The sequence below is a fragment of the Curtobacterium sp. BRD11 genome (assembly GCF_031844345.1).
GTDB lineage: Bacteria > Actinomycetota > Actinomycetes > Actinomycetales > Microbacteriaceae > Curtobacterium.
Window position 1 is genome coordinate 25,830 of the sequence record NZ_JAUZUZ010000004.1, and the last position, 26,589, is coordinate 52,418.

At 72.9% G+C, this 26,589-nt stretch carries 22 protein-coding genes; 7 read left to right on the forward strand and 15 right to left on the reverse strand.

Annotation, left to right across the window (positions count from 1 at the left end; genetic code table 11):
* Positions 1-13: 13 nt before the first annotated feature.
* The 4 genes from Q9R28_RS10180 to Q9R28_RS10195 all read right to left on the reverse strand — a co-directional run bounded on the left by Q9R28_RS10180 (position 14) and on the right by Q9R28_RS10195 (position 4,309).
* The gene (locus Q9R28_RS10180) at positions 14-1,210 is read right to left on the reverse strand and encodes an ABC transporter substrate-binding protein (protein WP_311206015.1); all 1,197 of its coding nucleotides are present in this window, start codon (positions 1,208-1,210) and stop codon (positions 14-16) included.
* A gap of 119 nt (positions 1,211-1,329) precedes the next feature.
* Complete coding sequence (locus Q9R28_RS10185) at positions 1,330-2,199, reverse strand: ABC transporter permease subunit (RefSeq protein WP_311206016.1); 870 nt, start codon at positions 2,197-2,199, stop codon at positions 1,330-1,332.
* Positions 2,199-2,990, reverse strand: a complete 792-nt coding sequence (locus Q9R28_RS10190; protein WP_251154510.1) for an ABC transporter ATP-binding protein — start codon at positions 2,988-2,990, stop codon at positions 2,199-2,201. Before Q9R28_RS10190 ends, Q9R28_RS10185 begins: the two co-directional genes overlap by 1 nt.
* A 26-nt stretch (positions 2,991-3,016) precedes the next feature.
* On the reverse strand, positions 3,017-4,309 hold the full coding sequence (locus tag Q9R28_RS10195) for an amidohydrolase family protein (RefSeq protein ID WP_311206017.1): 1,293 nt from the start codon (positions 4,307-4,309) through the stop codon (positions 3,017-3,019).
* Between the two features lie 212 nt (positions 4,310-4,521).
* Between Q9R28_RS10195 and Q9R28_RS10200 the strand changes: the two genes are divergently transcribed.
* Both Q9R28_RS10200 and Q9R28_RS10205 read left to right on the forward strand, forming a co-directional pair.
* On the forward strand, positions 4,522-5,157 hold the full coding sequence (locus Q9R28_RS10200; protein ID WP_251154512.1) for an XRE family transcriptional regulator: 636 nt from the start codon (positions 4,522-4,524) through the stop codon (positions 5,155-5,157).
* Positions 5,154-6,107 (forward strand): PDR/VanB family oxidoreductase, encoded by a 954-nt coding sequence (locus tag Q9R28_RS10205; RefSeq protein WP_311206018.1) that lies wholly within the window; start codon positions 5,154-5,156, stop codon positions 6,105-6,107. The genes Q9R28_RS10200 and Q9R28_RS10205 overlap by 4 nt, the downstream gene beginning before the upstream one ends.
* Positions 6,108-6,205: 98 nt before the next feature.
* Here the strand turns inward: Q9R28_RS10205 and Q9R28_RS10210 are convergent, their stop codons facing one another.
* Positions 6,206-7,603, reverse strand: coding sequence for an amidohydrolase family protein (locus Q9R28_RS10210; RefSeq protein WP_311206019.1), 1,398 nt, complete (start codon positions 7,601-7,603; stop codon positions 6,206-6,208).
* Positions 7,604-7,750: 147 nt separating this feature from the next.
* Here Q9R28_RS10210 and Q9R28_RS10215 point away from each other — a divergent pair, with 147 nt between their 5' ends.
* On the forward strand, positions 7,751-9,049 hold the full coding sequence (locus tag Q9R28_RS10215; protein WP_311206020.1) for an amidohydrolase family protein: 1,299 nt from the start codon (positions 7,751-7,753) through the stop codon (positions 9,047-9,049).
* Between the two features lie 129 nt (positions 9,050-9,178).
* Here the strand turns inward: Q9R28_RS10215 and Q9R28_RS10220 are convergent, their stop codons facing one another.
* The 3 genes from Q9R28_RS10220 to Q9R28_RS10230 are packed head-to-tail and all read right to left on the reverse strand — an operon-like array spanning position 9,179 to position 13,796.
* Positions 9,179-10,171 (reverse strand): XdhC family protein, encoded by a 993-nt coding sequence (locus tag Q9R28_RS10220; RefSeq protein WP_311206021.1) that lies wholly within the window; start codon positions 10,169-10,171, stop codon positions 9,179-9,181.
* Complete coding sequence (locus Q9R28_RS10225; RefSeq protein WP_209685652.1) at positions 10,171-12,966, reverse strand: molybdopterin cofactor-binding domain-containing protein; 2,796 nt, start codon at positions 12,964-12,966, stop codon at positions 10,171-10,173. Before Q9R28_RS10225 ends, Q9R28_RS10220 begins: the two co-directional genes overlap by 1 nt.
* Complete coding sequence (locus Q9R28_RS10230) at positions 12,963-13,796, reverse strand: xanthine dehydrogenase family protein subunit M (protein ID WP_209685654.1); 834 nt, start codon at positions 13,794-13,796, stop codon at positions 12,963-12,965. The genes Q9R28_RS10225 and Q9R28_RS10230 overlap by 4 nt, the downstream gene beginning before the upstream one ends.
* Positions 13,797-14,079: 283 nt before the next feature.
* On the opposite strand from Q9R28_RS10230, the gene pucL reads away from it, so the two are divergent.
* On the forward strand, positions 14,080-15,021 hold the full coding sequence (gene pucL, locus Q9R28_RS10235) for a factor-independent urate hydroxylase (protein ID WP_066655738.1): 942 nt from the start codon (positions 14,080-14,082) through the stop codon (positions 15,019-15,021).
* Between the two features lie 14 nt (positions 15,022-15,035).
* Positions 15,036-15,770 (forward strand): NTP transferase domain-containing protein, encoded by a 735-nt coding sequence (locus Q9R28_RS10240; protein WP_311206022.1) that lies wholly within the window; start codon positions 15,036-15,038, stop codon positions 15,768-15,770.
* Here Q9R28_RS10240 and Q9R28_RS10245 read toward each other — a convergent pair.
* The 6 genes from Q9R28_RS10245 to Q9R28_RS10270 all read right to left on the reverse strand — a co-directional run bounded on the left by Q9R28_RS10245 (position 15,678) and on the right by Q9R28_RS10270 (position 22,754).
* Positions 15,678-16,919 carry a mannosyltransferase family protein gene (locus Q9R28_RS10245; protein WP_066655735.1) on the reverse strand — a complete coding sequence of 414 codons (1,242 nt, stop codon included), beginning with the start codon at positions 16,917-16,919 and terminating at the stop codon, positions 15,678-15,680. The genes Q9R28_RS10240 and Q9R28_RS10245 overlap by 93 nt on opposite strands.
* Positions 16,920-17,048: 129 nt before the next feature.
* Complete coding sequence (locus Q9R28_RS10250; RefSeq protein WP_209685658.1) at positions 17,049-18,143, reverse strand: alkene reductase; 1,095 nt, start codon at positions 18,141-18,143, stop codon at positions 17,049-17,051.
* Between the two features lie 53 nt (positions 18,144-18,196).
* Positions 18,197-18,409: a hypothetical protein gene (locus tag Q9R28_RS10255; RefSeq protein WP_251154519.1), complete on the reverse strand. Its 213-nt coding sequence runs from the start codon at positions 18,407-18,409 to the stop codon at positions 18,197-18,199.
* 49 nt (positions 18,410-18,458) lie between these two features.
* The gene (locus Q9R28_RS10260) at positions 18,459-18,905 is read right to left on the reverse strand and encodes a MarR family transcriptional regulator (RefSeq protein ID WP_311206023.1); all 447 of its coding nucleotides are present in this window, start codon (positions 18,903-18,905) and stop codon (positions 18,459-18,461) included.
* A gap of 432 nt (positions 18,906-19,337) precedes the next feature.
* A complete protein-coding gene (locus Q9R28_RS10265; protein ID WP_311206024.1) occupies positions 19,338-22,046 on the reverse strand; it encodes an MMPL family transporter in 2,709 nt (902 codons plus the stop codon).
* A gap of 72 nt (positions 22,047-22,118) precedes the next feature.
* Positions 22,119-22,754: a TetR/AcrR family transcriptional regulator gene (locus Q9R28_RS10270; protein ID WP_158407762.1), complete on the reverse strand. Its 636-nt coding sequence runs from the start codon at positions 22,752-22,754 to the stop codon at positions 22,119-22,121.
* Positions 22,755-22,936: 182 nt separating this feature from the next.
* On the opposite strand from Q9R28_RS10270, the gene Q9R28_RS10275 reads away from it, so the two are divergent.
* Together Q9R28_RS10275 and bla are read left to right on the forward strand one after the other, a co-directional pair.
* Entirely contained in the window at positions 22,937-24,418 is a 1,482-nt protein-coding gene (locus Q9R28_RS10275; protein WP_066655718.1) for a mannitol dehydrogenase family protein, read from the forward strand.
* 181 nt (positions 24,419-24,599) lie between these two features.
* Positions 24,600-25,553 carry a class A beta-lactamase gene (bla, locus tag Q9R28_RS10280; RefSeq protein ID WP_311206025.1) on the forward strand — a complete coding sequence of 318 codons (954 nt, stop codon included), beginning with the start codon at positions 24,600-24,602 and terminating at the stop codon, positions 25,551-25,553.
* A gap of 20 nt (positions 25,554-25,573) precedes the next feature.
* On the opposite strand, the gene Q9R28_RS10285 is transcribed toward bla, so the two are convergent.
* Positions 25,574-26,566, reverse strand: coding sequence for an alpha/beta hydrolase (locus tag Q9R28_RS10285; RefSeq protein WP_066655713.1), 993 nt, complete (start codon positions 26,564-26,566; stop codon positions 25,574-25,576).
* Positions 26,567-26,589: the final 23 nt, after the last annotated feature.

Below are 26,589 nucleotides of genomic sequence, written 5' to 3' on the forward strand. Positions count from 1 at the left end.
GGCCGACCGGCTGTCAGTTGCCCAGTCCGATGGACTTGTCGAGGAACTCGTTCGTGTACAGGTCGGACGGTGCGAGGTCGCTCTTCACGTCACCGGTGCCGGCGAAGACGGGCTTCGCCTTGTCGATGAAGTCCTGCATGCGCTGCTCGTCCATCGAGCCGATGTAGCCGTCCGTGTCCTTCGCCAGACCGAGGTCCACCATCTGCTTCGCCGCGAACGCTCCGACCTTCGAGTCGTACGTCCAGCCGTTGTTGTACTGCTGCACGAGCTGCGTGATGAGGTCGTTCGTGGCCTCGGGCGCCTTCAGGTAGTCCACGTCGGCCTGCTGCATCACGGGCACGAGCTTCTGCAGGCACGGCTCGAGCTTCGACAGGTCGCCGGTGCGGACGGACACGGCCTCGGGGTAGGGGTTCCACCCGGTGCTCGAGATGGGCTTGTACGCGACCTTCTTGCCCCAGGCGGCGACCTGGTTCTGGTAGATGTACGGCTCGGCGGTGGCGAAGCCCTGCTGGGCGTCCTTGCCGCCGGCGGAGACGAACTTCGACGGGGTGCCGTCGTAGCTGCCGTCGAGGACCTTCTTCGGCAGGATGCCGGACTGCTCGAGGTACGTCATGTACGCGGCACCGTTGAAGTAGCGGACGACGCCGCCGTTCTTCTCGAGCTCCTTGCCGAGGTCCTCGATGGAGTCGACGTCGGGGTAGGTCTTCGGGTCCCACATGATCGACATCGGGGACGAGTCGTTCTCGGCGAAGACGGCCGTGGTGGGCAGGTTGCCGGAGAACTGCACCTGCTCGTCGGTGGACATGTAGCCGAGGGTGATGTCCTTGTCCTGGTACATCTGCGATGCGACCTTCGTGTAGCCGATCGCGGGGCCGCCGGCGCGGATCTCGAGCTGCACGCCGGTGCTCTTGCCGTTGGCGTACAGGTCGCCGGTGACGGTCTTGCCCGACGCGTCGATCGACGGGTTCGGACCGAGCATCTCGTACAGGTGGCCGTGCTCGCCCTCGGGGTTCCAGTCGGTCTGGACGACGACGGTCGCCGGGCAGACGCCCGACAGGTCGATCGCGGGGCCGGTCGCGGCCTTCGCGCTGGCGCTCGACGCCGCGGTGCCGGCGGACGAGCCGGCGGCGCATCCGGTCAGGGTGAGGGCGGTCGCGGCGAGGGCTGCGGTCGCGACGCCGATCCGCGTCGTGGTTCGGGTGGTGCGCATGGAGGCTCCGTTCGTGGTGCGGGTCTCGTGGTGCTGTGGGTCGGTGAGGGGGACGGGAAGCGAAGGGGAGTCGGGGCGACCCGCGCCGCGGCGGCCGGGGGAGAGCGCCGCGACGCGGGTCAGCTGAAGTCGTGCCAGCGACCGACGGCCAGGCGGCCGATCAGTCCGAACACGAGGAAGACGGCGACGCCGTAGAGCGAGGCGATGATGATGGTCGCGTAGAGCTCCGGCCCCATGAGGCGCGAGGCGGTCACCTGGATGAGGACGCCGAGCCCGGGGTTGCCGCGCTGGAAGAACTGGTCGCCGACGATCGCGCCGATGACGCTCAGGCCGGCCGAGGTCCGCAGACCGACGAAGATCGACGGCAGGGCGGCGGGGAACTGCAGCTTCACGAGCTGGGCGAACCGGCTCGCCCGCTGCAGCCGGAAGAGCTCGCGCTGCCCGCGGTCGGCGGACTGCAGGCCGAACAGGGTGTTCGACACCATCGGGAACAGGGCGATCATCACGGTGACGATGACCCGGCTCGCGAACTCGTAGCCGAACAGGGCGCCGATCAGGGGTACGAGCGCCAGGATCGGCACGCACTGCAGCACCACCGCGTACGGGTAGAGCGAGCGCTCGAGCCACTTCGCCTGCGCCATCGCCATCGCCCAGACGACACCGATGACGATCGCGAAGCCGAGGCCGACGAGGGACACCACGGTGGTGCGACCGAGCGCGGCCCACAGGTCGGTGCCGAAGGTCGAGGGCGAGCCGTCGGGCATCGTCGGGGCGACGATCGCCTTCGCCACGAGGTGCGGGTACGGCACCAGGAACGCGAGGCCACGGACGTGGTCGTAGTAGGCGGCCGCGGCGTACCAGATGCCGACGAGCACGGCGAGGACGACGACGGGCTGCCACCACGACACGGTCCGGCGGGCGCGCGGTGCGGTGCGGCGTGCTGCCGCTCGGACGGCTCGGGTCTCGGCGACCTCCTGCAGGGTGACCATCAGCGGTGTCCTTCCCGGAGCGCGTGCGAGACCTCGCCGACCAGTTCGGCGAACTCGGGGGTGAAGCGGATGTCGGGGTCGCGGGGCATCGGGAACGGCACCTCGAACCGGCCGACGATGCTGCCCGGACGGCCGGACATGACGACGACCTCGGTCGACAGGTACACGGCCTCGGACACCGAGTGGGTGATGAACAGTCCGGCGAACTGCTGCTCCACGAAGAGCCGGAGGAGCTCGTCGTTCAGGCGCTCGCGGGTGATCTCGTCGAGGGCGCCGAACGGTTCGTCGAACAGGAACAGCTCGGGGTCGAGCGTCAGCGACCGGGCGAGCGAGACGCGCATCCGCATGCCGCCGGACAGCTGCTTCGGCAGGTTCGTCTCGAAGCCGTTCAGCCCGACCAGGTCGATCGCACGAGCGGCCTCGGCAGCCCGTTCGGCCTTCGGCACGTGCGCGAGCTCGGCGAGCAGCTCGACGTTGCCCTGCACGGTGCGCCACGGCAGCAGGGTCGCGTCCTGGAACACGTAGCCGATGCGGTCGGCGGCGACGTCGGCGGACCCGTCGGACGCCGACTCGAGTCCGGAGGCGATGCGCAGCAGCGTCGACTTGCCGCAGCCGGAGGGCCCGACGACGGACACGAACTGCCCGCGGTCGACGGTCAGGTCGACCCCCTGCAGGGCGATGGTGCCGTTCGGGAAGGTCATCTCGACGTTCCGGAAGTCGAGCAGCGTGTCCGTCGTGGTGACGGGCGGCGGGGCGGTGGTGGTCACGGGCACCTCGGGTTCTCGGGTCACGGGTTCGCGGTGGTGGGGCGAGGGGGTCAGGCGGGGACGGGTGCGGTCGCGCGCACGGACACCGGGGCGGCGACGGTCGTGCGGACCTCGGTGCGTGCGACGAGGCGCCCGCGGGACAGGACGATGCGGTCGGCCGGAGCGTTCGCCACCGCGTCGGTGACGCTCGTCGCGGCGATCGCGAGCAGGTCGGCCCGCCGTCCGGGGACGGGGCCGGCGGCCGGGAGGCCCATCACGCTCCGGGCGGTGTCGCTCACCATCGCGTACGCCTGGTCCGGCGTCACATGTCCGGCCGACACGAGCAGGCTCGCGGTCTCGAGGGCGTCGCTCCGCCCGACCGGGTTGAACGGGTCGCGGACGTTGTCCGCGCCCGCGGCGACGCGCACACCGGCCTCGGTCAGGGCGCGGATCGCGGTGAGCCCCCGGGGCGTGGACACCGGGTGCTGCCACCCCTGCAGGTACAGGTTCGTGATCGGCAGCGTGATGATGCCGAGGTCCGCGGCGGCGACGTCGGTGACGACCTCGGCCAGGCGCTCGTGGCCGAGCGTGCCGAGCCGGACGCAGTGCCCGGCCGAGTACTGCCGGCCGGTGCGCGGCATCCGCAGGACGGCGCGGGCGTAGTGGTCGAGGGTGACCGGCCCGTCGAGGCTCTCGTCGGTGTGCAGGTCCACTCCGACCCCGTACCGCTCCGCGATCGCGAGCAGTCGGTCGACGTCGGCCAGCGGGTCCTCGGCCAGGTGCGGGGCGCCGCCGACCAGGTCGACGCCGCAGTCGAGGACGGCCTCGACGTGGTGGTCGGGTGCGAGCGGCCCGGCGAGTGCGACGAGCTCGATGTCCATCAGGCCGGCGAGCTCGTCGCGGACCTGCACGAGGGCTCGGGCGCCGCGGGTGGCCGACTCGACCGGGGCAGGGGCGTCCTCGGCGGTGCGTCGGCCGCTCAGCACGTCGACGTGGGTGCGGACGGACGTGGTGCCGGTGGCGAGCAGTGCCAGTGCGGCGGTCCGTGCCCGGTCGGTGACGTCCTCGACGGTCATCGTGGCGGCGTGCGCGGACCACGAGGCGATCGCGGCACCGAGGTCGCCGAGCGGGGGGTGGATCGCGTCGGCGCTCAGGGCCTTGTCGAGGTGCGCGTGCGGCTCGGCCGGTGCGGTGAGCAGCAGGCGTCCGTCGAGGTCGAGCACGGCGTCGGCGGGAGCCGAGAGCGTGCCGGCGGAGGCGACGTCGGTCACGGTCTCGCCGTCGATCGCGACGTCGACCAGGCGCCCGTCCGGCAGCAGCGCGGACCGGAGGAGTCCGACCTGGCGAGGTGCTGCGGCGTCCATCCGGTGCCTCCCGATCGTGTGTGAGAATGTTGATCGCATCAACATCTCCGATGCTAGGGCGGCAGTGTTTCCCTCTCGTTTCGAGGCGGTTGCCGTGTGTGACACCCGTCCCGGCCGGACCGGGCGGCCGGAACGACGGTTCCGACCGGGGGACTCGTCCGACCCGCCCACCACCGCACCGGAGCGCCGCCACCAGGCCGAGAGGAGTGCGCGTGAGCACCGGCACCACCACCGAGACCGACCGCGTCGTCGACGACCAGACCCAGCGGATCGGGGAGCACATCCGCGCCCGCAGACGCGCTGCACGACTGACCCTCGTGCAGGTCGCCGAGCTGACCGGGCTGTCGCACCCGTTCCTCAGCCAGGTTGAACGAGGGCACTCCCGCGCGAGCATGGTGTCCCTCGAGAAGATCGCCGCCGCGCTGGGGACCACCCAGGTCGAGCTGCTCGCCGCCGGCGCCCCGGAACGGCCGGACCACGACGACCGGGGCCCCGAGGTCATCCGTGCGGGCGAGGGCGCACGCGGCCCGTTCTCGAGCGGCGAGGCACGACTCCTCGTGCACGCCGGCCCGCACGCCTTCGAGCCGCTCGAGTGGACGGGTGAGAACACCGACCTCGGCGACTGGTTCGAGCACCGCGAGGACGAGTTCCTCACCGTGCTCGTCGGCGACGTCCTGCTCGACCTCCGCGGCCACGAGCCCCTGCGCCTCGGGCCGGGTGACTCCGCGTACTACCGCGGCGGGACCGGGCACCGCTGGTGCAGCGCGGACGGCAGCCGCTTCCACATGATCGTGGTCAAGGAGACCCCACGCGCCGGAGCGGCCCCGAGCACCGGAGTCGTCGCGTGACCGCCGCGCCGGAGCGTCGCCGCATGCGGGTCGCCGCCCGCCGCGCGGTCGCGACCGACGTCGTCGCGCTCGACCTCGCACCGGACGACGGCGCACCACTGCCCGACTGGGAGCCCGGGGCGCACGTCGACCTCGAGGTCGCGCCGGGCACCGAGCGGCAGTACTCGCTCGTCACGACCACGCCCGAGGGGCACTGGCGCATCGCGGTGCTCCGGGAACCGGACGGCCGCGGGGGATCCCGCGCCGTGCACGACGGGTTCGCGGTCGGTGACGAGGTCGTGGTCGCCGGACCGCGCAACCACTTCGGCTTCGACCCGACCAGGCCCGCGGTGTTCGTCGCCGGCGGCATCGGGATCACGCCGCTCGTGGCGATGATCGTCGCCGCCGAACGCGCCGGCACGGCCTGGGAGCTCCACTACGCCGGCCGCAGCCGCAGCCGGATGGCCTTCGTCGACGAGCTCGTGGCGGCACACCCCGAGCGGGTCGTCGTCGCCGCGGCGGACGAGCACCCGCGGTTGAACGTGATCGGCCTCCTCGCCGAACCGCGGGACGCCGTCGTCTACTGCTGCGGTCCGCGCGGACTCATGGACGCGGTCGAGACAGCCGCCGCGCACTGGCCCGCCGGGAGCGTCCGGGTCGAGCGGTTCGAACCGGCCGACGACGTCGACGCCCCCGGGGAACCCTTCGAGGTCGACCTCGCCGTCACCGGTGTCACCGTCACCGTCCCCGCCGACCGCACGCTGCTCGAGGTCGCCGAGGAGGCCGGCGCCTTCGTCCTGTCCTCGTGCCGCGAGGGCACGTGCGGCACCTGCGAGACCCCGGTCCTCGAGGGCTCGGTCGAGCACCGGGACACCGTGCTCAGCCCCGGGGAGCAGGCGGACGACCGCACGATGATGGTGTGCGTCTCACGCGCGCGGCGCGGCTGCCCGCGCCTGGTCCTGGAACTGTGACGGGCCGTCGCCGGTGACGAGACGGACGGGAGGCGGTGCACACGACGTGCGCACCGCCTCCCGTCCGGTCCCGTCCCCCACCCGGTCCGTGTGCGCCGTCAGGGACGCTCGGTGTCGTCGAGCGCGCCACCGGTGAGCGCCGACAGGCGCTCCAGCCCTGCCTCGGCGACGAGCTGGCGGGCGAGGGGGCGGGCGCGGTCCACCGCCTCGCGCACGTCGACCTTCGTGACGTCGCCGTCGGCGAGGCTCAGCTCGCCGTCGACCCAGACGTCGCGGACCTCACGGCTGCCCGCGACGAAGACGACCGCCTGGTAGGGGTCGTGCACGTTCGCCAGCGTGGGGGAGTCGCCGTCGAACACCACCAGGTCAGCGCGCTTGCCGGGCTCGAGCGACCCGATCTCCTGCTCCATCCGCAGGGCCCGGGCGCCGCCGATCGTGCCCATCTCGAGGGCTTCGCGTGCACTCATCGCGGTTGCCTGCAGGTCGCGGACGCGGGCGAGCAGGGCCGCGGTCTTCATCGCCTGCAGGAAGTCCTGCGAGTCGTTCGACGCCGGACCGTCGACCCCGATCCCGACAGGGACGCCGAGCGCTCGCAGTTCGGCGACCGGCGCGATGCCGCTCGCCAGGATGCCGTTCGCGACGGGGTTGTGCGCGACCCCGACGCCGTGCGTGGCGTAGCGCTCGCGGTCCTCGCGGTCGACCCAGACGCTGTGCGCGGCGATCACCGGGACCTGGAACATGCCCGTCGCCTCGGCGTGGCCGATCGCCGTCCGACCGGTGCGCTGCCGGGCGGCGGTGACCTCCTCGCGCACCTCGTGGAAGTGCACGTGCACCCCGTGGCCGCCCGCGACCGCGTAGTCGACGTGCTCCTGCCAGGTGTCGTCGGTGTACCGGCCGATCGACGAGACGCCCACGCGGAAGGTGCTGTAGCGGCTGGCGTCGGCGGCCTCGCGCAGGGCCTCGAACTCGTCGAGGATCGGGGTCGCGCCGAAGTCGCGGTCGACGTCGCCGGAGCCGAACGACACGACACCGCGGAGCCCGAGGTCCTCGAGTGCCTGCACGACACCCGGGGTCGCCGGCTCGTCGGGCACCGGGTCGGCGCAGAACATGTCGTTCGCGGTCGTCACACCGCTCCGGAGGAGCTGGATGCCCTGGAGCACCGTGCCGGCGTACGCCTTCTCGCGGGTCATCACCGGGTTGACGCGGCCGATCAGTGCGGTGAGCCACTCCCACAGCGTGTACTGCGAGCCGATGCCCGTGATGAGCCCCTCGCTGAAGTGGCCGTGTGTGTTCACGAAGCCCGGGGTCACGATGTCGTACGCGCCGCCGCGGACGGGTGCGTCGGGATGCGCAGCGGACAGCTCGGCGAAGGTGCCGACGGCGGCGATGCGGTCCCCGTCGAGCAGGACGGCGCCGTCGCGGATCGCTGCGGGTGTGGAGGAGCCGTCCGGTGCGGCGGTGAGCACCCAGCCGGCGCGGATCAGGGTCTGCGTCATGGGGCGAACCTAGGGTGCCCGTGTTTCGCGGGTGTCACCGCCGGGTTTCCCGGACCGCGCGGCGCGGTCGACCGGAACGGGCGGGGTCGGCGAGACCGTGCGACCCGTCGTCACGCCCCGGAAACAGGCGGCTGCTAGAACCGTCGCATGCTGACCGTCACCGGTGCACACCGTGTCCTCGTCGACCCCCGGACCGAACGGGACGGCGACGTCGTGATCGACGACGGCAGCGAGGTCGTGACCACCCTCGACGTGTCCGGCTGTGTGGTCACACCCGGTCTCGTGAACGCGCACCACCACCTGCTCCAGACCGCCTTCCGCACCCTGCCCGGCACCCGCGGTGTGCCGATGGCCGACTGGTTGCCGACCATGGCGGCGGCGTACGGCCGGGCCGGGCACGATCCCGAGCTGTACGGACTGGCGGCGGCTGCCGGAGCCGCGGAGGGCCTCCTGTCCGGCGTCACGACGATCGCCGACCACCACCTGAACTGGCCGTCCGGCGTGAGCACGGACGACACCGTGGCGCTCGCCGCGGCGACGGTCGACGGGGTGCGTGGTCTCGGCGGACGGCTCGTGTTCGTGCGCGGGTCGGCGCGGGACGCCCCGGAGCGCGCAGCGGCCTCGGCAGACGCGATCGCGACCGGTCTGCTGCACGAGCGTGCGGTGGGCGGCGTCGACCCGGACGGCGGTCTCCAGTTCGCCGTCGGTCCGGCCGGCGTGCACTCCGACGGCGAGGCCACGTTCCGCGCGCTCGGCGAGGTCGCGGAACGGCACGGTCTCCGGCGCCGGACCCAGGCGAACGAGCAGGTCGACACCGCGATCGCGCTCGAGCGGTACGGCCGTCGGCCCCTCGACCTGCTCGACGAGTGGGGCTGGCTCGCGCCCGACGTCACGATCGCGCACCTCTGCGACGTCACCGACGACGAGATCGCACGACTAGCGACCACAGGCGTCACGGCGACGCACGCGCCGGGATGCGATGTTCCGATGGGGTGGGGGGTCGCTCCCGTCGCGAAGCTCGCGGCGGCCGGGATCCCGGTCGGCCTCGGCACGAGCGGTGGGGGCAGCAACGACGCCGGACACCTGCTCGCGGACGGGCGTCTGGCGATGCAGGTGTCCGCGCTCGTCGGGCCGCAGCTGCCCGCGCGCCAGGTGCTCGGGATGATGACGGAGGGGTCGGCGGCGGGACTGGGGCGGCCGGAGCTCGGGCACCTCGGCGAGGGCACCGCGGGCGACCTGTGCGTGTGGGACGTCTCGGGTGTCGCCGATGCCGGCGTCGCGGACCCGGTCGCGGGGCTCCTCTGGGCGTCCCCGGGTCGTCGGCCGCGGCACGTGGTCGTCGGAGGGCGGGTGGTCGTCCGGGACTTCCGACTCGTGACGGGCGACGAGCGCGAGATCACCGCCCGGCTCGGCGAGCGCCTCGCCCGGACCCCCGCCGCGGTCTGAACGCGAGCCACCGAGCTGGGGAGGGGCGCGCCGTCCCGGTCTGGTCCCTCCTCGGCCCGCACGCCGGCCGAGGAGGAGGACCGCGACGCACACGACGCGCCCGTGCACACCGCGACGGGCGATCGTGCGTCAGGGGACCCGCGCGGGGACGCGGTGGATCGGGCCGGACCCGCCGGTCAGCGCCCCTCCCGAGGAGCCCGTCCGCACGGCGACGACCTCGGCCATGATCGCGACGGCCGTCTCGGCCGGGGTCCGCGCGCCGATGTCGAGACCGATCGGGGAGCGGAGCCGATCGAGGTCCGGCGTGCCGAGCGCGTGCAGTTCCGCGAGCCGCCGCTCGTGGGTCGATCGGGAGCCCATCGCGCCGACGTACCCGGCTCCGCGGCGGAGCGCCTGGTCGATCACCTCGGCGTCGAACCGGTCGTCGTGTGCGAGCACCACGACGGCGGTCGTCCGGTCCACGGGCAACCCCTCGAGCACGCGCGTCGGCCAGCCCACGATCCGCTCGTCCGCGGCCGGGAAGCGCTCGTCCGTCAGGAACACCGGCCGCGGGTCGACCACGATCACGGCGTAGCCGAGCACCGCGGCGGCGTTCGTCACGGCGACGGCGGTCTCGACGGCGCCGACGACGACGCAGCGGGGGCGGTGGTCACTGCGCTCGACGAAGACCCGGTCGCGGCACCCGTCCGGAGCGGTGACGACCACCCCGAGCGTCCCCGGCTCCAGCGAGACGGCGAGCGAGGTCGGCAGACCGGCCGCGGCGTCACGCAGCGCGCTCACGAGCAGGGCGTCGTCGGACGTGACCCGCTGGACGAGCACCTCCACGCGACCACCGCACCGGAGCGCGGGGGCCCACACGGCATCGGGGTCGTCGGGGGCGTCGTCGAAGCCGAACCGCTCGAACACCGCCTCGCCGGTGTCGAGCACCTGCTCGGCGGTGAGGAACAGCGAGCCCTCGACGCAGCCTCCGGAGATGGTGCCGACGACCTGTCCGCCCGGCAGCACCGCCATCGAGGTCCCGACGCCGCTCGGCGCGCTGCCGGTCATCGAGACCGCCGTCGCGACGACGACCGGTGCACCCGTGTCGAGGACGGCCAGGAGGCGCGGTGCCAGTTCGAACATCACGCACCCCCGGCGTCGGTCGCGTCGCCCTGCAGCAGCGCCCAGACACGGTCGCGCGTCATCGGCAGGCGGTACGGACGCACGCCGATCGCGTCGCGGACGGCGTTCGCCACCGCCGGGGCGACGGGGTTGTACGGGGCCTCGCTCATCGACTTCGCCCCGAGCGGTCCGAGCGGGTCGTGCGTGTCGGCGAAGCGGACCTCGGTGCGGGGCACGTCGGAGATCTTCGGCACCCGGTACGACCGGAAGGCGTCGGTGGTCACGCGACCGGTGTCGTCGAGCACGACCTCCTCGTACAGGGTCGATCCCATCGCCTGTGCTGCGCCGCCCTCGACCTGTCCGCGCAGCTGCTCGGGGTTCAGGACGGTCCCGGCATCGACGGCCTGCACGCTGTGGAGCACCCGGACCTCGCCGGTCGGTCGGTGCACCGCGACACGGGCACCGTGCACCGTGAACGCGAGCGACCGCGGGGTGCCGTCGTGGCTGCCGTGTGCGACCAGTGGTCCCTCGGCGAGGAGCTCGGCGTGTCCGACGACCTCGTCACCGACGCGGACGCCGCCGGGCAGGACCTCGACGGCGGGGCCGAGCGGCCCGGAGGCGGCACGGGGTGTGCGCGCGGCGACGATCCGGAGCGCCCGGGCGGTCAGCTGCTCGCGGAGGTCCTCGGCCGCCGCGAACAGCGCCTTGCCCGCCACGACCACACCGGCGGAGCCGAACGCACCGGTGTCGTACTGCGCGGCGTCGGTGTCGGACTGGTGCACGTCGACCCGGTCCGGCGTGGTGCCGAGGGCGGTCGCGACGAGCTGGGTGTGCACGGTCGTCGTGCCGTTGCCGAACTCCGCCGTGCCGACCCCGATCCGGTAGCGGCCGTCCGTGGTGGCCTCGACGGTCGCGTGCGCGTGGTGCCCACGGGGCGGCATCGTCGCGATGGCCGCCAGCGCGATGCCGGTGCCGTACGCCCAGTCCCCGGTGCCGTCCGCCGTGGGCGGGTCGAGCTCCGGGCCGTCCATCGCCGGGACCTCGGGCAGCGGCGCGCGCAGCGCGTCCTCCACCAGGTCGAGGCACTGGTCGAGGCCGTAGCTGCCCTCCCAGCGCAGGTCGTCCTCCTCGTCGGGGTCGGTCACGACGAGGGGGTCGCCCGGAACGACGACGTTGCGCCGCCGGAGCTCGAACGGGTCGAGGTCGAGCCGACGCGCGAGCTCGTCCATCGCCGACTCGATCGCGAACACCACCTGGCCCAGGCCGTACCCGCGGAACGCCCCCGATGGCAGGTTGTTCGTGTAGACGGACTCGGCGTCGACCCGTTTCGCCGGGCAGCGGTAGACGGCGACCGACTCGCTGACCGAGTGGAACATGACGCCGACGCCGTGGTTCCCGTAGGCGCCCGTGTCCATCACCTGGTCGACGTGCATCGCGGTCAGGCGGCCGGACGCGTCCGCACCGAGCCGGACACGCACCCGCATCGGGTGCCGCGTGGGCGCGATCGTGAACTCGTCCCGGCGGCTGAACTCGTACTGTACGCTCCGACCCGTACGCAGCACGGCGAGGGTGACGAGGTCCTCGGTGAGCATCTCCTGCTTCCCGCCGAACCCACCGCCGACGCGCTTGGCGACCACCCGCACACGCGACGGGTCGAGGCCGAAGACGTGCGCGATCTCGTCGCGGACCAGGAACGGGACCTGCGTGGCGGTCCGCAGCACGAGCCTCCCGTCCCGGTCCAGCGAACCGCGGGTCGCGTGCGTCTCGAGAGCCGCGTGGGAGACACGACCGGTGGTCCAGGTGCCGTCGACCGACGCGACGGCGGACGCCAGCGCGGCCTCGACGTCGCCGGTCTCGCCGTGCAGGGCCGCGACCACGTTGCGGCCGGGCTCGGCGATGCGGTGCTCGGCGGTCGTCTTGTCGCCGTGCAGCAGGGGAGCGCGCGGGCCGCGCGCGGCGTCGACGTCGTGCACGCTCGGCAGCAGCTCGTACTCGACCCGCAGCACGGCGCACGCCTGCTCCGCGATCCGGACGCTGTCGGCGACGACGGCCGCCACGCGCTGCCCTCGGAACCGCAGCACCCGGTCGAACACGCGGGTGTCGTCGGGGTCGTCGAGCCGCGAGTCGTGCCGCCCGGTCGAGAAGAGCACGCCGGGGTCGTCGTGGTGGGTGAGCACGAGGTGCACACCGGGCAGGGCCTCGGCCGCGCTCGCGTCGATCGACACGACGCGGGCGTGCGGGTGGGGGCTGCCGAGGACCGCCACGTGCAAGAGCGCCTCGGTCGGGCGGACGTCGAGCGTGTACTCCTCGCCCCCGGTCACGATCCGCATCGCCGCCGGGGCCGCGACGGACGTGCCGACGGCGGCCCCGGCACCCGGGCACGCCGTGTTGCGCACGCCGTCGAGGGCGTCCTCGATCGCGCGGTACCCCGTGCACCGGCAGAGGTTGCCCTTGAGCGCCCGGTGTCGGTCGGCGAGCTGGTCGTCGTCGAGGGCGGACGCGGTGACGACGTACCCGGCGGTGCAGAACCCGCACTGGAACCCGGGGGCCTCGGCGAACGCCCGCTGCACGGGGTGGGGCTGCTCCGGCGTGCCGAGGCCCGCGGCCGTCGTCACCACGCGACCCTCGAGCCGGTGCGCCGGTGTGATGCAGGAGTGCACGGGCACCCCGTCGAGCAGGACCGAGCAGGCACCGCAGTCGCCGGCGTCACAGCCCTTCTTGACGCTGGTGACCCCGTGCTCGCGGAGCAGGGTGCGGAGGACCTGGCCCGGCTGCGGGGCGGCGTCCAGGGTCGTCCCGTCGACCTCGAACCTCATCGGGCGTCCCCCTCCGCAGCAGCGAGACCCGAGCCGCCGGCCTCGGCGACGAGTTCGGCGGCGAAGCGGCGGGACACCGCCCGACGCCAGTCGGGGGAGCCGTGCGGGTCGTCGTACCAGTCGTCGTGGGCGGCGAGCACCGTGTCGACCTCGGCAGCCGTGGGCACCGCGTCCCACCGGAGCACGACCGGTCGCGGGGTCCCGCCGGTGACGACGAGGACGAAGCCGTCGGCGTCCCAGCGCGCGGTCACGAGCGCGCCGGTCCGACCGTGGGGGCTGAGCGACACACGGCGGTACCCGGTGGTGCTCCTGAGCGCCGACTCCGGCACGTCGAACGCGCGGACGACCTCGCCGGGCGCCAGTGCCGTGGCGCGGACCCCGGTGACGAGGGCGGCGACGGGCAGGCGGCGATCCCCGCCGTCCGGCGTCCAGACGACCGCCGTCGCGTCCAGGGTCACCAGCAACGCCGTGATCGCTCCCGCGGGCAGCGCGGTCGCCACGTTCCCGCCGACCGTCGCCGCGTTCCACACCTTGAACGACGCGAGCAGGGCGTTCGCGCACCGCTCGACGAGGGGCCACGCACGCCACCCCGGCTCGGGGTCGAGCCGCAGCAGCGCCGCGATGGTGCACGTCGCACCGAGCCGCAGGCCCTCCGGCGTGTGCTCGGCGTCCGGCCAGCCCAGGCCGGTCAGGTCGACGAGGCCGGTGGTTCCCGGTTGCTCCTCGGAGTACAGCCAGGTGCCGCCGGCGAGCGGCTGCTCACCGGGTGCGAGCGCGAGGTCGTCGCGGTGCGACGGTGTCCGCAGGGTGCGGACGGTGACGAGGTCCATGCAGGGGTCCGATCGGGGTGGCGGGACGGGTGACGACGGTGTCGCCCGGTCGTCGGCCGTGCGCGATCATCCCGCGGTTCCACGCCGAGGACGCTCGGGGTGCGGTGCTGCGCGCCACGGTGCCTCCTCGGTCGGATCGGTTCGTGGCGGCAACGCTAGGGAACGGGTGTTTCGGCACCGTTACGGGGGAACGACGGCCGCGTCACGACCGGGCCGGCTCGGCGGACGGAGCTCGTGACCTGATCGACGCACCACCGAAACACGCGGCTGTCATCGTCGCCGCATGGACACCACCGCCACCGCAGCCCCCGTCAGCACGTCCGTCCGCCTCGGTGCGAACCAGTACGGCAAGGCCGAGGTCCGCCTCGTCCGGGTCACCCGCGACACCGACCGCCACGAGATCGAGGACCTGACGGTCACGACCCAGCTGCGCGGTGCGGCGCTCGCCGAGTCCTACACCGAGGGCGACAACGCGAAGGTCGTCGCGACGGACACGCAGAAGAACACCGTCTACGCGTTCGCGAAGGAGCACGGTGTGGGCGCCCCGGAGGAGTTCCTCCTCCGCCTCGGCCGGCACTTCGCGACGGCGTTCGACTGGTACGACGGGTCGACGCTGTCCGCCGAGCAGCACGCCTGGGAGCGGATCGCGGTCGACGGTCGGGCGCACGACCACGCGTTCGTCCGGTCCGGCCGCGGCACCCGCACCGCCGTGGTGCAGGTCGACGGCGACGACGTCCACGTGCTCGCCGGCGTGACCGACCTGACGGTCCTGAAGTCGACGGGCAGCGAGTTCCACGGCTTCCCGCGTGACGCGTACACGACGCTCGCCGAGACCGACGACCGGATCCTCGCGACGTCGGTCACCGCGCGGTGGCGCTACACACCCGAGGCGGTCGCCGACGGCATCGACTACGACGGGGTGTGGACCGGCGTGCTCGACCGGATGCTCGCGACCTTCGCGGACCTGCACTCGCTCGCCCTGCAGCAGACCCTGTTCGCGATGGGGCGCGCGGCGATCGAGTCGTTCCCCGAGATCGCCGAAGTGCGCTTCTCGATGCCGAACAAGCACCACTTCCTGGTCGACCTGTCCCCGTTCGGGCTCGAGAACCCGGGCGAGGTGTTCTTCGCCGCCGACCGTCCCTACGGACTCATCTCGGGCACGGTCGTGCGTGACGGGGTCGAGGACGCCCCGGCAGCCTGGACGTCCGTCCCGGCGTTCGTCTGAGCGGCGGCCCGCGCGTGCCGCGACCGGACGACCCGCTGCCGGTCGCCCCGCACGTCCCGCTGCCGGTGACCGGGGTCCTGCTCGCCGCCGGTGCCGGGACGCGCATGGGCATGCCGAAGGCGCTGGTGCGGACGACGGACGGGACGCCGTGGCTCGGGTCCGTGAGCCGGGCACTGCTCGACGGCGGCTGCGCCTCGGTGGTCGTGGTCCTCGGCGCCGCGGCCGGGGACGCCCGAGTGCTCGTGCCGGACCTGCCGTCCGTCCGCACGGTGGTCGCCGAGCACTGGGCCGAGGGACCCGGTGCGTCGCTCGCGGCGGGGCTGCAGGTGCTCGACGACGGGGTCGTCGCGTGCGTCGCGCTCGTCGACCTGCCGACGATGCCACCGACGGTCGTGCGCCGCGTCATCGGGGCGTCTGCGGGTGCGGACGTCCTGCGGCGTGCCGCGTTCGACGGCCGACCGGGTCACCCGGTGCTGGTCGGTCCGGCGCACCGCGGGGCGCTCGTCGCGGCGGTCACGGCCGACCCGGGGGACCGGGTCGCCGGTGCCTGGCTCCGGCGGGCGGGGGTCTCCGCGGTCGACTGCGCGGACCTGTGGGACGGCGAGGACCGGGACCGCCCGACGCCCGGACCGCCCGTCGACCAGGCCGCTGACGGCTCAGTCGCCCCAGTCGCCGAGTGCGAACCGGTACGACTGGTAGGTCGCGTCCACGATCCCGATGCCGAGCACCACCCAGAAGACCCACCGTGAGCGACGACGGCCGGCCAGCGTGGAGGCCACGAGCACCATGAGCGGGAACTGCACCGAGCTCTCGCGGGCCATCGAGGTCCACGCGTAGCTCGTCCCCATGGACACCACCATGAGGCCCGTGTACACCAGCTCGGGCCACCACCGCTTCGCGATGAGGAAGCCGACCGCGACCAGGTAGACCGCGACCATCACGATGTCCGACCACTCCTGGAACTGCCCCGACCCGGTCGTCCCGGTCGCGATCCGGAGCGTCGTGCGGAACGTCTCCCACGGCCACTGCGTCTCGCGGTGCCACCCGAGCTTCTGGACGAGGAACCAGTGCGTCGGGTTGCCCGTCTGGTGCCAGAGCCAGGCGAGGTAGTAGCCCAGGCCGAGCGACCCCACCGCACCGAAGGCGGCGGCTCGCCACAGGCGCGACCAGAACGGCCGGATCCGCGGGCCGAGCAGCTGCGCGACGACCAGGGCCGCCACGAGGTAGACCGTCTCCACGCGGATCAGTCCCGCCGGGATGCAGAGCAGCGCCCCGGTGAGCCAGCGGCCGCGCTGCACGAGCAGCCAGGCGGCGATCGCGAAGGCCAGGTAGGGCGACCCGGCGTACGGCGCGACCATGAAGTGGGCGTAGGGCCCCGCGACCAGGAGCGCGACGGCGCCGGCCGCGACGCGCGCGTCGAAGCGGTCGCGGACGACCTTCCACAGCAGCACCGCGGCGACGGCGGCGGAGAGGCCGGTCACGAGCCACATGGCCGCGGCGACCTGGGTCGGGTTCGGGGTGACGGTGAAGAACACACCCTCGGCGACGAAGCGGGAGAGGAAGGGGTACCCGGGCAGGAACGCCTCGTCGAACGGCACGACGCCGAAGGTCGGGTAGCCGGCCAGGGCGACGTGCAGGTAGTTCTCCGCGTCCCAGTGGTTCAGGACCGTCGGGAGCGTCCGCAGGCCGAGCTGTCCCGGTCGCTCGACGAGCCAGGCGACGAGGGCGGCTCCCTCGAGCAGCACCCGGGCCGCCGCCCAGATCGCCAGCGCCGCGAGCGTCCCGCGCAGGGCCCGTCGACCGCGGTCGTGCAGCGCTCCGGAGGGGTCGTGCGTCGACTCGCCGACGAGGTGGTCGGGGCGGTCGAGGGGCGTCGGCGGCGCGGTCGCGGTGCTCACCGGAAGATCCTAGGTGGGCCGGGAGCCTCCGGCCCGGCACCGGTGCGACACGGATGACGGACGGACGGACGGACGGGAGGCGCGGTGCCAGCCGGCACCGCGCCTCCCGTCCGTCGCTGGTCGCGTCGACTACGCGACGGGCTCGCGCACCTGGTCGAGCGTCGGGTAGTCGGTGTAGCCCTCGGCGCTCGCACCGTAGAAGAGCTCGGGACGCGGCTCGTTGAGCGGCGCGTCCTGCTCCCAGCGCTCGGCGAGGTCCGGGTTCGCGATGGCGGCTCGGCCCACCGCGACGGCGTCGGCAAGGTCGCCGTCGAGCAGCGTGATCGCCTCGTCGCGGGTGGTCATGGAGGAGAAGCCCGAGTTCGCGATGAACGGGGCACCGGCGGTGCGGCGCACGTGCTGCACGAGCTCGCTGGCCGGCTCGGCGTGCAGGACGTCCACGAAGGCCAGCCCGAGCGGCGCGAGGCCCTCGGCGACGGCGGTGTAGGTCGCACGGACGTCGGCGTCGTCCTCCTCGAGCACGCCCTGGATGTTGTGCTGCGGCGACAGACGGATGCCCACGCGGTCGGCGCCGACGGCCTCCGCGATCGCCGTGGTGACCTCGACGGCGAAGCGCGCCCGGTTCTCGGGCGAGCCGCCGTACTCGTCGGTGCGGGTGTTCGAGACGGGGGAGAGGAACTCGTGCACGAGGTACCCGTTCGCACCGTGCACCTCGACGCCGTCGAGCCCGGCCGCGATCGCGTTGCGAGCGGCGCGGACGAAGCCCTGGACGGCCTCGCGGACCTCGTCGGTGGTGAGCTCGTGCGGCACGGGCATGTCGGCCTTCGAGCCGTCGGCCAGGTGCGTCTGCCCCGGAGCGGCGATCGCCGAGGGGCCCACGATGCGCGGGGTCTGCGAGATGTCGGTGTGCGACACGCGACCGCCGTGCATGAGCTGCATGACGATCGTGCCGCCGCGCTCGTGCACGGCGTCCGTCACGCGGCGCCACCCGGCGACCTGCTCGTCGGTCTCGATGCCGGGCTGGCCGGGGTAGGAGCGGCCCTCCTGCACGGGCCAGGTGCCCTCGGTGATGATCATGCCGAGGCCGGCGCGCTGCGCGTAGTGCTCGACGAGGAGGTCGTTGGGGATGCCCTGCTCACCGGCGCGCGTCCGGGTGAGGGGTGCCATGACGATGCGGTTGCGGAGGTGGAGTGCGCCGAGGTCGGCGGCTTCGAAGAGCTTCACGTGTCCGTTCAACCACGTGTTGCGCGGGGCAATTCCCCCGGCACGGCGGATCCTCAGCGACCGGGGCACACCAGCGTGCTCGAGCGGACCTGGCCCTCGGGGCGGATCACGGTGTGCTGCGAGAGTGGCTGGTGGCAGATCGGGCAGGGACGGTCGACAGTACGGTCGTCGACGCCCTCGACGCGTCCGGCACCGATCTGCGACGGACCCATCTTCTCGATGAGCGTGCGGTTCCAGCGGTCGTACCAGCTGCCGAAGCGACCCATGGTCCGTCCTTTCGTTCGTACACGAATCATTCTGCCACGAAGTACCTGCTCAGTCGAGTGCGTCGACGCGTCCGAGCAGCTCCGTCAGGTCGTCCTTCAGCCGCTCGAGCCGGTCGAGCGGCCAGCCGAGCCGGTCGGCCACCGCGATCGGGACGGTGCTCGCCCGCTCGCGGAGTGTCCGACCGGCGGTGGTGAGCGACACCTCGAGCTGGCGTTCGTCGGCCGCGCTGCGCTGCCGCCGGACGTAGCCGGATGCCTCGAGGCGCTTGAGCAGTGGGCTCAGCGTGGCGGAGTCGAGGCGGAGCTCCGCGGCGATCTCGCGCACCGATCGCGGGTCGTGCTCCCACAGGGCGAGCATGACGAGGTACTGCGGGTGCGTCAGGCCCAGCGGGTCGAGCAGGTCGCGGTACAGGCCGATGACGCTGCGGCTCGTGGCGGCCAGGGCGAAGCAGAGCTGCCGGTCGAGGGCGAGGGGGTCGACGTCGGTCGCGGTCATGCGTCCACGGTACTTCGTCCACGAACGGACCGGGCGCCCGGTGCCGCGGTCGTGCCCGTTCCACTGTGCCGTGCCGGTGCCGGTGCCCGTGCCCGTGGCCGTGGCCGTGCCCGTTCCTTCCCATGACACCCGCGATGGGAGGCGGGAACGGGCGTACCTGGTCCTTCGGGACGACCAGGTACGCCCCTTTCCACCCGGTACGCCCGGGTCCGCCCGGTACGCCCGGTACGCCCGTTTGCACCGGGTACGCCCGACCCCACCAGGTGCGCCCGGGTCCGCCCGGTACGCCCGACCCCGCCGGGTACGCCCGGGTACGCCCGGCACGCGCGATCGCGCCCGGCACACGGACGGGAGGCCCGGTGCCGGTCTCGTGGACCGGCACCGGCCTCCCGGCGGTGCAGTGGGGCTGGCGCCCCCGCGGACGCTCGACGCCTAGGCGCGGTGCGTCGGCGTGTGCCCCTCGTGCGGGTTCGCATCGGGCTCCACGTCGGCGGCGTGCGACCCGCGGTGCGCTCCGGCTCCGGCCCCGGCGGTGGCACCGGCGACGGCGGGCTCGGCGCCGTGGCCGCGGTCGTCACCGGGGTGCGAGCGCTCGAGCTTGGCGCCCTCGACGTCGACGTCCGGCAGGATCCGGTCGAGCCACTTCGGGATCCACCAGGCGCTCTTCCCGAGCAGGTGCATGACCGCCGGGATGAGCAGCATCCGGACGACGAAGGCGTCGACCAGCACGCCGAACGCCAGGCCGAAGCCGATCGGCTTGATGGTCGAGGACTCGGAGAAGATGAAGCCCGCGAACACCGAGATCATGATGATCGCAGCTGCCGTGACGACCGCGCGACCGGCGTGCAGACCGCGTTGCACCGCGACCTTGGCCGAGGCGCCGTGCGCGTACGCCTCACGCATGCCGGACACCAGGAAGAGCTGGTAGTCCATCGCGAGCCCGAACAGGATGCCGATCTCGATGATGGGCAGGAAGCTCAGGATCGGCGCAGGGTCGTGCACGCCGAACACGGAGCCCAGCCAGCCGAACTGGTAGATGGCCGTCAGACCACCGAAGGACGCGAGCACGGACAGGATGAACCCGGCCGTCGCGGTGATCGGCACGAGGAACGACCGGAACACGACGATGAGGATGATCAGCGACAGGCCGACGACCACGACGAGGTAGAGCGGCAGCACGTTCGCGAGCTTCTCCGACACGTCGATGTTCGCGCTGGCGTTGCCCGCGACCCCGAGCGTCACCGTGCCGTCGTCGGTCTGCACGGTCTGCTCGCGCAGGTCCTTGACCAGGGTCTCGGTCGAGACGCTGTCCGGGCCGCCCGCGGGCTTGACCTGGAAGGCGATGATGTCGCGGTCGGACGACGCGCCGATCGGCAGGACAGCCTCGACGTCGTCGTTCTTCGCGAGCGCCTGGCCGATGGTGACCTCGGTCGCGGTGACGTCGTCCTTCGCGATCGCCTCCGGCAGGTCGGCCACGACGAGTAGCGGACCGTTCTGGCCGGCGCCGAACTCGTCCTCGAGCGCCTTGTACGCCTTGTACTGCGACGAGTCGGTGGCCTCGGAGGCACCGGTCGGCAGGCCGAGGCGCATCTGCGTGGCGGGGAGGGCGATCGTGCCGAGCACCGCGACGCCGGCGACGAGCGTGACGACCGCGCGCCAGGTCGACATCGGCTTGTTCGGCACCCGGACGGACCCGGTGTGCCCGATCTGCTGCCGCTCCTTCTTCCGGAGGATGCGCATGCCGAGCAGGGACAGCAGCGCCGGGGTGAACGACGTCGCGATGAGGATCGCGAACAGCACGGCGACGGCGCCGACGGTGCCCATCAGGCCGAGGAACGGGATCCCGGTGATGTTGAGCGCGAGCAGGGCCACGATGACGGTCGTGCCCGCGAAGACCACCGCGTTGCCGGAGGTGCCGTTGGCGAGACCGATGGACTCGTGGACGCCCATGCCGGCCTTCAGCTGCGTCCGGTGTCGGTTGAGGATGAACAGCGAGTAGTCGATGCCGACCGCCAGGCCGAGCATCACCCCCAGCACCGGCGTGACCGAGATGAACTCGACCAGGCTCGAGAACGAGAGCGACGCGAGGGTGGCGACGCCGACGCCGAGCACGGCGGACAGCAGCGGGATGGCGGCGCCGATGACCGTGCGGAGCATCAGGAAGAGCACGAGCGCGGCGATGATGACACCGACGATCTCGCCGGGGCCGAGGATCGACGGGACACCCTGCGCGATGTCGTTCGAGACGTACACCTCGACGCCGTCGATCTTCGCGCTCTCGGCCCGGTCGGAGATCTCCTGCTTGGTCTCCTGCGGCACCTCGAAGGTCGACTTCGTGAACTGCACGGTGCCGATCGAGGCAGCGCCGTTCGACGACACGAAGCGGATGTCCTTCGACAGGTCGAGCAGGTCGGACCCCTGCTCCAGCTCGCGCTCGTTGTCCTCGAGCTTCTTCGTGTTGTCGTCGATCTCCTGCTGGGCGTCGGCGATCTGCTGCTCGCCCGCGGTGATCTGCTGCTGCTGGGCGTCGATCTGCGCCTGGGCCTGCTCGAGCTGCTGCTGACCGGCCTGCGCGGCCGCACTGTTCGCGGCGGCGGCCCCGGCGGCCTGGGCCTGCGCCTCGGCCTGGGCCTTCTGCTGGTCGAGCTGCGCCTGCGCCTGCTCGATCTGCTGCTTGCCCGACTCCAGCTGGTCCTTCTGCTGGTCGAGCTGGGCCTGGCCGTCCTCGATCTGCTTGCGACCGTCCTCGATCTGCTGGCGCCCGTCGACGATCTTCTGCCGCTGCTCGTCGAGCTGGTCCTGCGTGGTGAAGCCGTCACGGACCTCCTTCACCCCGTCGAGGTCGGCGATCCCGTCCAGGAAGTCCTTGACGTCGGCCTGCTGCGTCGCGGTGAACGCCTTGCCGTCGGTCGTCTCGAAGACCAGCGTGCCGTTGCCACCGTTCGCCGACGGGAACTTGTCCGCCAGCTCGTCCTGCACCTGGCTCGTCTTGGTGTTCGGGATCGTGATGGACGAGGAGATCGTGCCCGCGAACAGGCTGTAGGTGAGCCCCGCGATGCCCATGATGACGATCCAGGCGATGATCACCAGCCAGTGGCGTCGTGCGGAGAACCGTCCGAGACGGTAGAGGAGACCGGCCATGCGGTTGCCCCGTCCTTTCGTGTCAGGTGCTGTGGTGGTGCGGGGTGCGCCGGTGGACCCCGGGGGGAGTGGTCAGGAGGCCGGCATGTAGCCGGAGCGGACGCTGTGCACGAGTCTGCTCAGCAGGGCGTCCCAGGCGGTCAGTGACGCCGGGGTGAGCTCGGGGCCGTCGTTGGTGAGCCAGTGGTCGGCGATGACGACGATCCCGCTCATGAGCGAGTCGACGAGCAGCGCGGTGTCGAGCGGGTCCGCACCCGGGTGTCGCCGGGCGACCTCGTCGCGCAGCCGGTCGGTGACCCGCGAGAACGCGGTCTGGGTGAGGACCGCGGCCTTCGGGTCCTCCTTCCCCGGTTCACCGATGATCCGGTACATCCCGGAGATCGCCGGCGCCAGGTCGGCCCCGCGTGCGGCCGACTCGAGCTCCTCGAACATCGACGCGCGGCTGCCGTCACCGATCGGGGTCCGGGCCATGTCGGCCAGGAACCGGTCGATGATCACCGAGAGCTCCTGCTCGCACACCGCGAGCAGGACCTCGTCGAGCGACGCGAAGTGGTTGAAGACGGTCCGTCGCGCGATGTCGGCACGCGATGCCAGGTCGTCGACGCCGAAACCGCGTCCGCCGCGTTCGTCGACCAGGTCCCGCGCTGCCTGCAGGATCGCGGCACGGTGCTTCGCCTTGAGCGCGGCACGACGGTCGGTGGTGGTCACGTGTGCCAACACTAGGTGCATCGATGCACTCGGTGCACCTTCTCCGAGCGCTCCCTCAGGTTCGTCCCCCGGGCACGGAGGGTCGCGGGTCGATCCGGATGCGTCGGGTCGGAACACCGGTTCCGCACACCGGTTCCGGCTGCCAGACTGGGGGCTCGCGACCGCCGTACGAAGGAGTACCCATGACCGTCCGCCTGAGCCCGGAGACCCTGGACCGGATCGCCGCGAGCGGCGTCGCCGTGCCGAGCTACGACCGCGACGGGATCACCCCGGGGATCGTGCACTTCGGCGTCGGCGGCTTCCACCGTGCGCACCAGGCGATGGTGGTGGACCGGCTCCTGCAGCAGGGCGAGGCCCGCGAGTACGGCATCTGCGGTGTCGGTGTGCTCGAGCAGGACCGTCGCATGGCCGCCGCGATGGCGGAGCAGGGCGGCCTCTACACGCTCGTGCTCAAGCACCCGGACGGCACGCGGGAGTCGCGGGTCGTGGGCAGCATCGTCGAGTACCTGCTCGCGGTCGACGACCCGGACGCGGTCGTCGAGAAGATGGCGCACCCGGACACCAGGATCGTCAGCCTGACCATCACCGAGGGCGGCTACAACTTCGACCACGTCACGGGGGAGTTCGTCGCGGACGAACCGGGTGTCGCAGCGGACCTGCGCGGGGACGCCCCGCCGCGGACTGTCTTCGGCCTCGTGGTCGAGGCGCTCCGGCGTCGTCGCGACCGGGGTCTCGAGCCGTTCACGGTGATGTCGTGCGACAACATCCAGGGCAACGGGCACGTCGCTCGGCAGATGTTCACCGCCTACGCCCGCCTGCAGGACCCGGCCTTCGCGGCGTGGATGGGCGAGCACGTGTCGTTCCCGAACTCGATGGTCGACCGGATCACCCCGGTCACGACCGACGAGGACCGGGCGTGGGTCCGTGACGAGCTCGGCATCGAGGACGCCTGGCCGGTCGTCGCCGAGCCGTTCTTCCAGTGGGTGCTCGAGGACGACCACCCCGCCGGCCGCCCCCGGTACGAGGACGCCGACGTGCAGCTCGTCGACGACGTCGAGCCGTACGAACTGATGAAGCTCCGGCTCCTCAACGCCAGCCACCAGGGGCTCTGCTACTTCGGGTACCTGTCCGGGTACCGCTACGCCCACGAGGCCACGCAGGACGAGGCGATCGCCACCTTCCTCCGCCGCTACATGGCCGAGGAGGCGACCCCGACGCTCCACGCGGTCCCCGGGATCGACCTCGACGACTACACGGCGACGCTCATCGAGCGCTTCCGGAACCCCGAGGTCCGCGACACCCTCGCCCGGCTCTGCGCCGAGTCGAGCGACCGCATCCCGAAGTGGCTGCTCCCGGTGGTCCGCGAGAACCTCGCATCCGGAGGTCCCGTCGCGCTCTCGGCCGGCATCGTCGCCTCGTGGGCGCGCTACGCGGAGGGCACCGACGAGGACGGGCAGCCGATCCAGGTCGTGGACCGCCTCGCCGACCGGCTGACGGCGGCCGCGCGGCGGCAGGACGAGGACCGGCTCGCCTTCCTGCAGGACCGCCAGGTGTTCGGCGACCTGGTCGACGACGACCGGTTCGTCGCGGCGTACCGCGACGCGCTCGACGGGCTCCTGCAGGACGGCGCACACGCGACGGTCACGCGCCTGTCGCGCTCCTGACGTCGCCCGCCGGACGGGAGGCGCGTGCGGACCCCGACCACGCGTCCCGGGTCCGCCACCACCGGACGGGAGGCGCGGGGTGGCACCGCCACGTGCCTCCCGTCCGACCGTGGCCGCGTCGCTCGCACGGCGGGACGCGACGTGCAGGTGGATCGCGGGCGGGGTCGGCATGCTCGTCAGCGTGCGGACGACGAGGACGACCCTGGCCACGATCGCGGCGGTGGCCGCGCTGACGCTCGCCGGGTGCAGCGGCAGTGGTGGTGGCGACCCCTCGGGCACGGCGGGCGGCGCTCCGACGGCGACCACGACGCCGGTACCGACACCGACACCGACCGCGACCGCGACCGCGGACGCGGCGACGTCCCGCGCGTTCGCCGCGCTCGAGGAGCGGGACGACGCCCGGATCGGCGTCGTCGCGATCGACACGGCGGACGGCAGCAGCGTCGGGTACCGGGCGGACGAGCGGTTCGCCTTCGCCTCGACGAACAAGGCGTTCATCGCCGCGGCGGTCCTCGACGCGTCGAGCGGCGAGGACCTCGACGAGGTCGTGCACTACGGACGGGGCGACCTGCTCGAGTACGCACCCGTCACGAGCCGGCACGTCGACGAGGGCATGACGGTCCGGGCGCTCGTCGACGCGGCGGTGCGCGAGAGTGACAACACGGCTGCGAACCTGCTCGTGGAGCGGCTCGGCGGGGTGGGCGGTGTGTCGCGGTGGCTGCGGGGGATCGGGGACGACGTGACCCGGGTGGACCGCGTCGAGCCCGACCTCAACACGGCGGTCCCGGGTGACCCGCGGGACACGACGACCCCGGCGCAGTCGGCGAGCGACCTGCGGGCGGTGCTCGTGGGCGACGCGCTGGACGCCGGGGACCGCGAGCTGCTGCGGTCGTCGATGGCGGGGACGACGACCGGCGACGGCACGATCCGGGCGGGCGTCCCCGCGGGCTGGACGGTCGCGGACAAGACCGGGACCGCCTCGTACGGGGTGCGCAACGACATCGCCGTCGTCCGGCCGCCGGGCCGGGACCCCGTCGTGCTCGTCGTGTTCACGGCGCACGAGCGGGCGGACGCGGAGCCGTCGGACGCCCTGGTGGCCGCGGCGACCCGATTGGCGGTCCAGCGGATCGGCTGAGGGACACCCCCGGGCGGTGCTCAGCGCGGGAGCGTCGTGGCCCAGCGCCCGAGCACGTCCCACACCTGGTCGCGGACCTCGGGCGCGGAGAGCACCACGTCGTGCAGGGCCCCGTGCAGGCGCCGGACGGTCACCTCGGCGCCGAGCGACAGGGCCCGGTGCGCGACCACGTCCACGTTGAGCGCGACGTCGGCGCGCGTCATCGCGTCGTCCCACCGCGGCTGCAGCATGCTCTTGTCGCTGAGCATCACGAGGGTCGGCACCGCGATGCCGAGCCCCTGCGCGACCCGTTCCTGCCCGGCGAACACCGCGGCGAGCCACCCGGGGTGCAGGGCGAAGCCCCGTTCGGGCCGCCAGCGCTGGTCGTAGGTCCACGACCCCTCGCCCGTGGCGGACACCGTCCGCGTCGCGAAGCCCGGGTCGACCGCGGGCATCGGCGCGAGCGGGTTCCGCTTCGCTCCGAGCTTGATCACCGGCGTGACGATCGCCCGGCCGAGTGCACTCGCCTGGAACTCGAGCCACGGGCTGTTCAGCACGAGGCCGTCGACGAGGTCGGGGTGCCGCGCGGCCCAGAGCGCCAGGGTCAGCCCGCCGGTGGAGTGCCCCATCGGGACGAGTCGTCGGCGCGGACCGCCGTGGTGCTCGGCGGCGATCGCGTCGAGGGCGGCACCGATGTCCTCGTCGTACACGGCCAGGTCGTCGACGAACCCGGGCGTCTGGTGCGGGCGGAGGCTCCGGCCGTACTTCCGCAGGTCGAGGGCGTGGAAGCGCGCTCCGAGCCGCTCGAGGTGCTCCGCCAGCTCCACCTGGAAGAAGTAGTCGGACCAGCCGTGCACGTACAGCACGTCCACGCCGTGCAGGGGGCCGCGGGCGTGCAGCAGCAGGTCGTTCGGTGACCGCCGGCGCCGCACCAGGGTCGCGACGACCGGTCCCTCACCGTCCTCGCCGAGCGGGAGCTCGAGGCGCTCGAAGGAGGCCCCGAGCACGTCCTCGTGCCACCGTCCGGTCCCCATCCCCCGAGCGTACCGACGAGCGC

Excerpts from the sequence above, each read along its gene's own strand:
- Q9R28_RS10180 (WP_311206015.1), bottom strand. The coding sequence starts at position 1,210 with ATGCGCACCACCCGAACCACGACGCGGATCGGCGTCGCGACCGCAGCC.
- Q9R28_RS10185 (WP_311206016.1), bottom strand. The coding sequence starts at position 2,199 with ATGGTCACCCTGCAGGAGGTCGCCGAGACCCGAGCCGTCCGAGCGGCA.
- Q9R28_RS10195 (WP_311206017.1), bottom strand. The coding sequence starts at position 4,309 with ATGGACGCCGCAGCACCTCGCCAGGTCGGACTCCTCCGGTCCGCGCTG.
- Q9R28_RS10210 (WP_311206019.1), bottom strand. The coding sequence starts at position 7,603 with ATGACGCAGACCCTGATCCGCGCCGGCTGGGTGCTCACCGCCGCACCG.
- Q9R28_RS10215 (WP_311206020.1), top strand. The coding sequence starts at position 7,751 with ATGCTGACCGTCACCGGTGCACACCGTGTCCTCGTCGACCCCCGGACC.
- Q9R28_RS10220 (WP_311206021.1), bottom strand. The coding sequence starts at position 10,171 with ATGTTCGAACTGGCACCGCGCCTCCTGGCCGTCCTCGACACGGGTGCA.
- Q9R28_RS10225 (WP_209685652.1), bottom strand. The coding sequence starts at position 12,966 with ATGAGGTTCGAGGTCGACGGGACGACCCTGGACGCCGCCCCGCAGCCG.
- Q9R28_RS10230 (WP_209685654.1), bottom strand. The coding sequence starts at position 13,796 with ATGGACCTCGTCACCGTCCGCACCCTGCGGACACCGTCGCACCGCGAC.
- pucL (WP_066655738.1), top strand. The coding sequence starts at position 14,080 with ATGGACACCACCGCCACCGCAGCCCCCGTCAGCACGTCCGTCCGCCTC.
- Q9R28_RS10255 (WP_251154519.1), bottom strand. The coding sequence starts at position 18,409 with ATGGGTCGCTTCGGCAGCTGGTACGACCGCTGGAACCGCACGCTCATC.
- Q9R28_RS10260 (WP_311206023.1), bottom strand. The coding sequence starts at position 18,905 with ATGACCGCGACCGACGTCGACCCCCTCGCCCTCGACCGGCAGCTCTGC.
- Q9R28_RS10265 (WP_311206024.1), bottom strand. The coding sequence starts at position 22,046 with ATGGCCGGTCTCCTCTACCGTCTCGGACGGTTCTCCGCACGACGCCAC.
- Q9R28_RS10275 (WP_066655718.1), top strand. The coding sequence starts at position 22,937 with ATGACCGTCCGCCTGAGCCCGGAGACCCTGGACCGGATCGCCGCGAGC.
- Q9R28_RS10285 (WP_066655713.1), bottom strand. The coding sequence starts at position 26,566 with ATGGGGACCGGACGGTGGCACGAGGACGTGCTCGGGGCCTCCTTCGAG.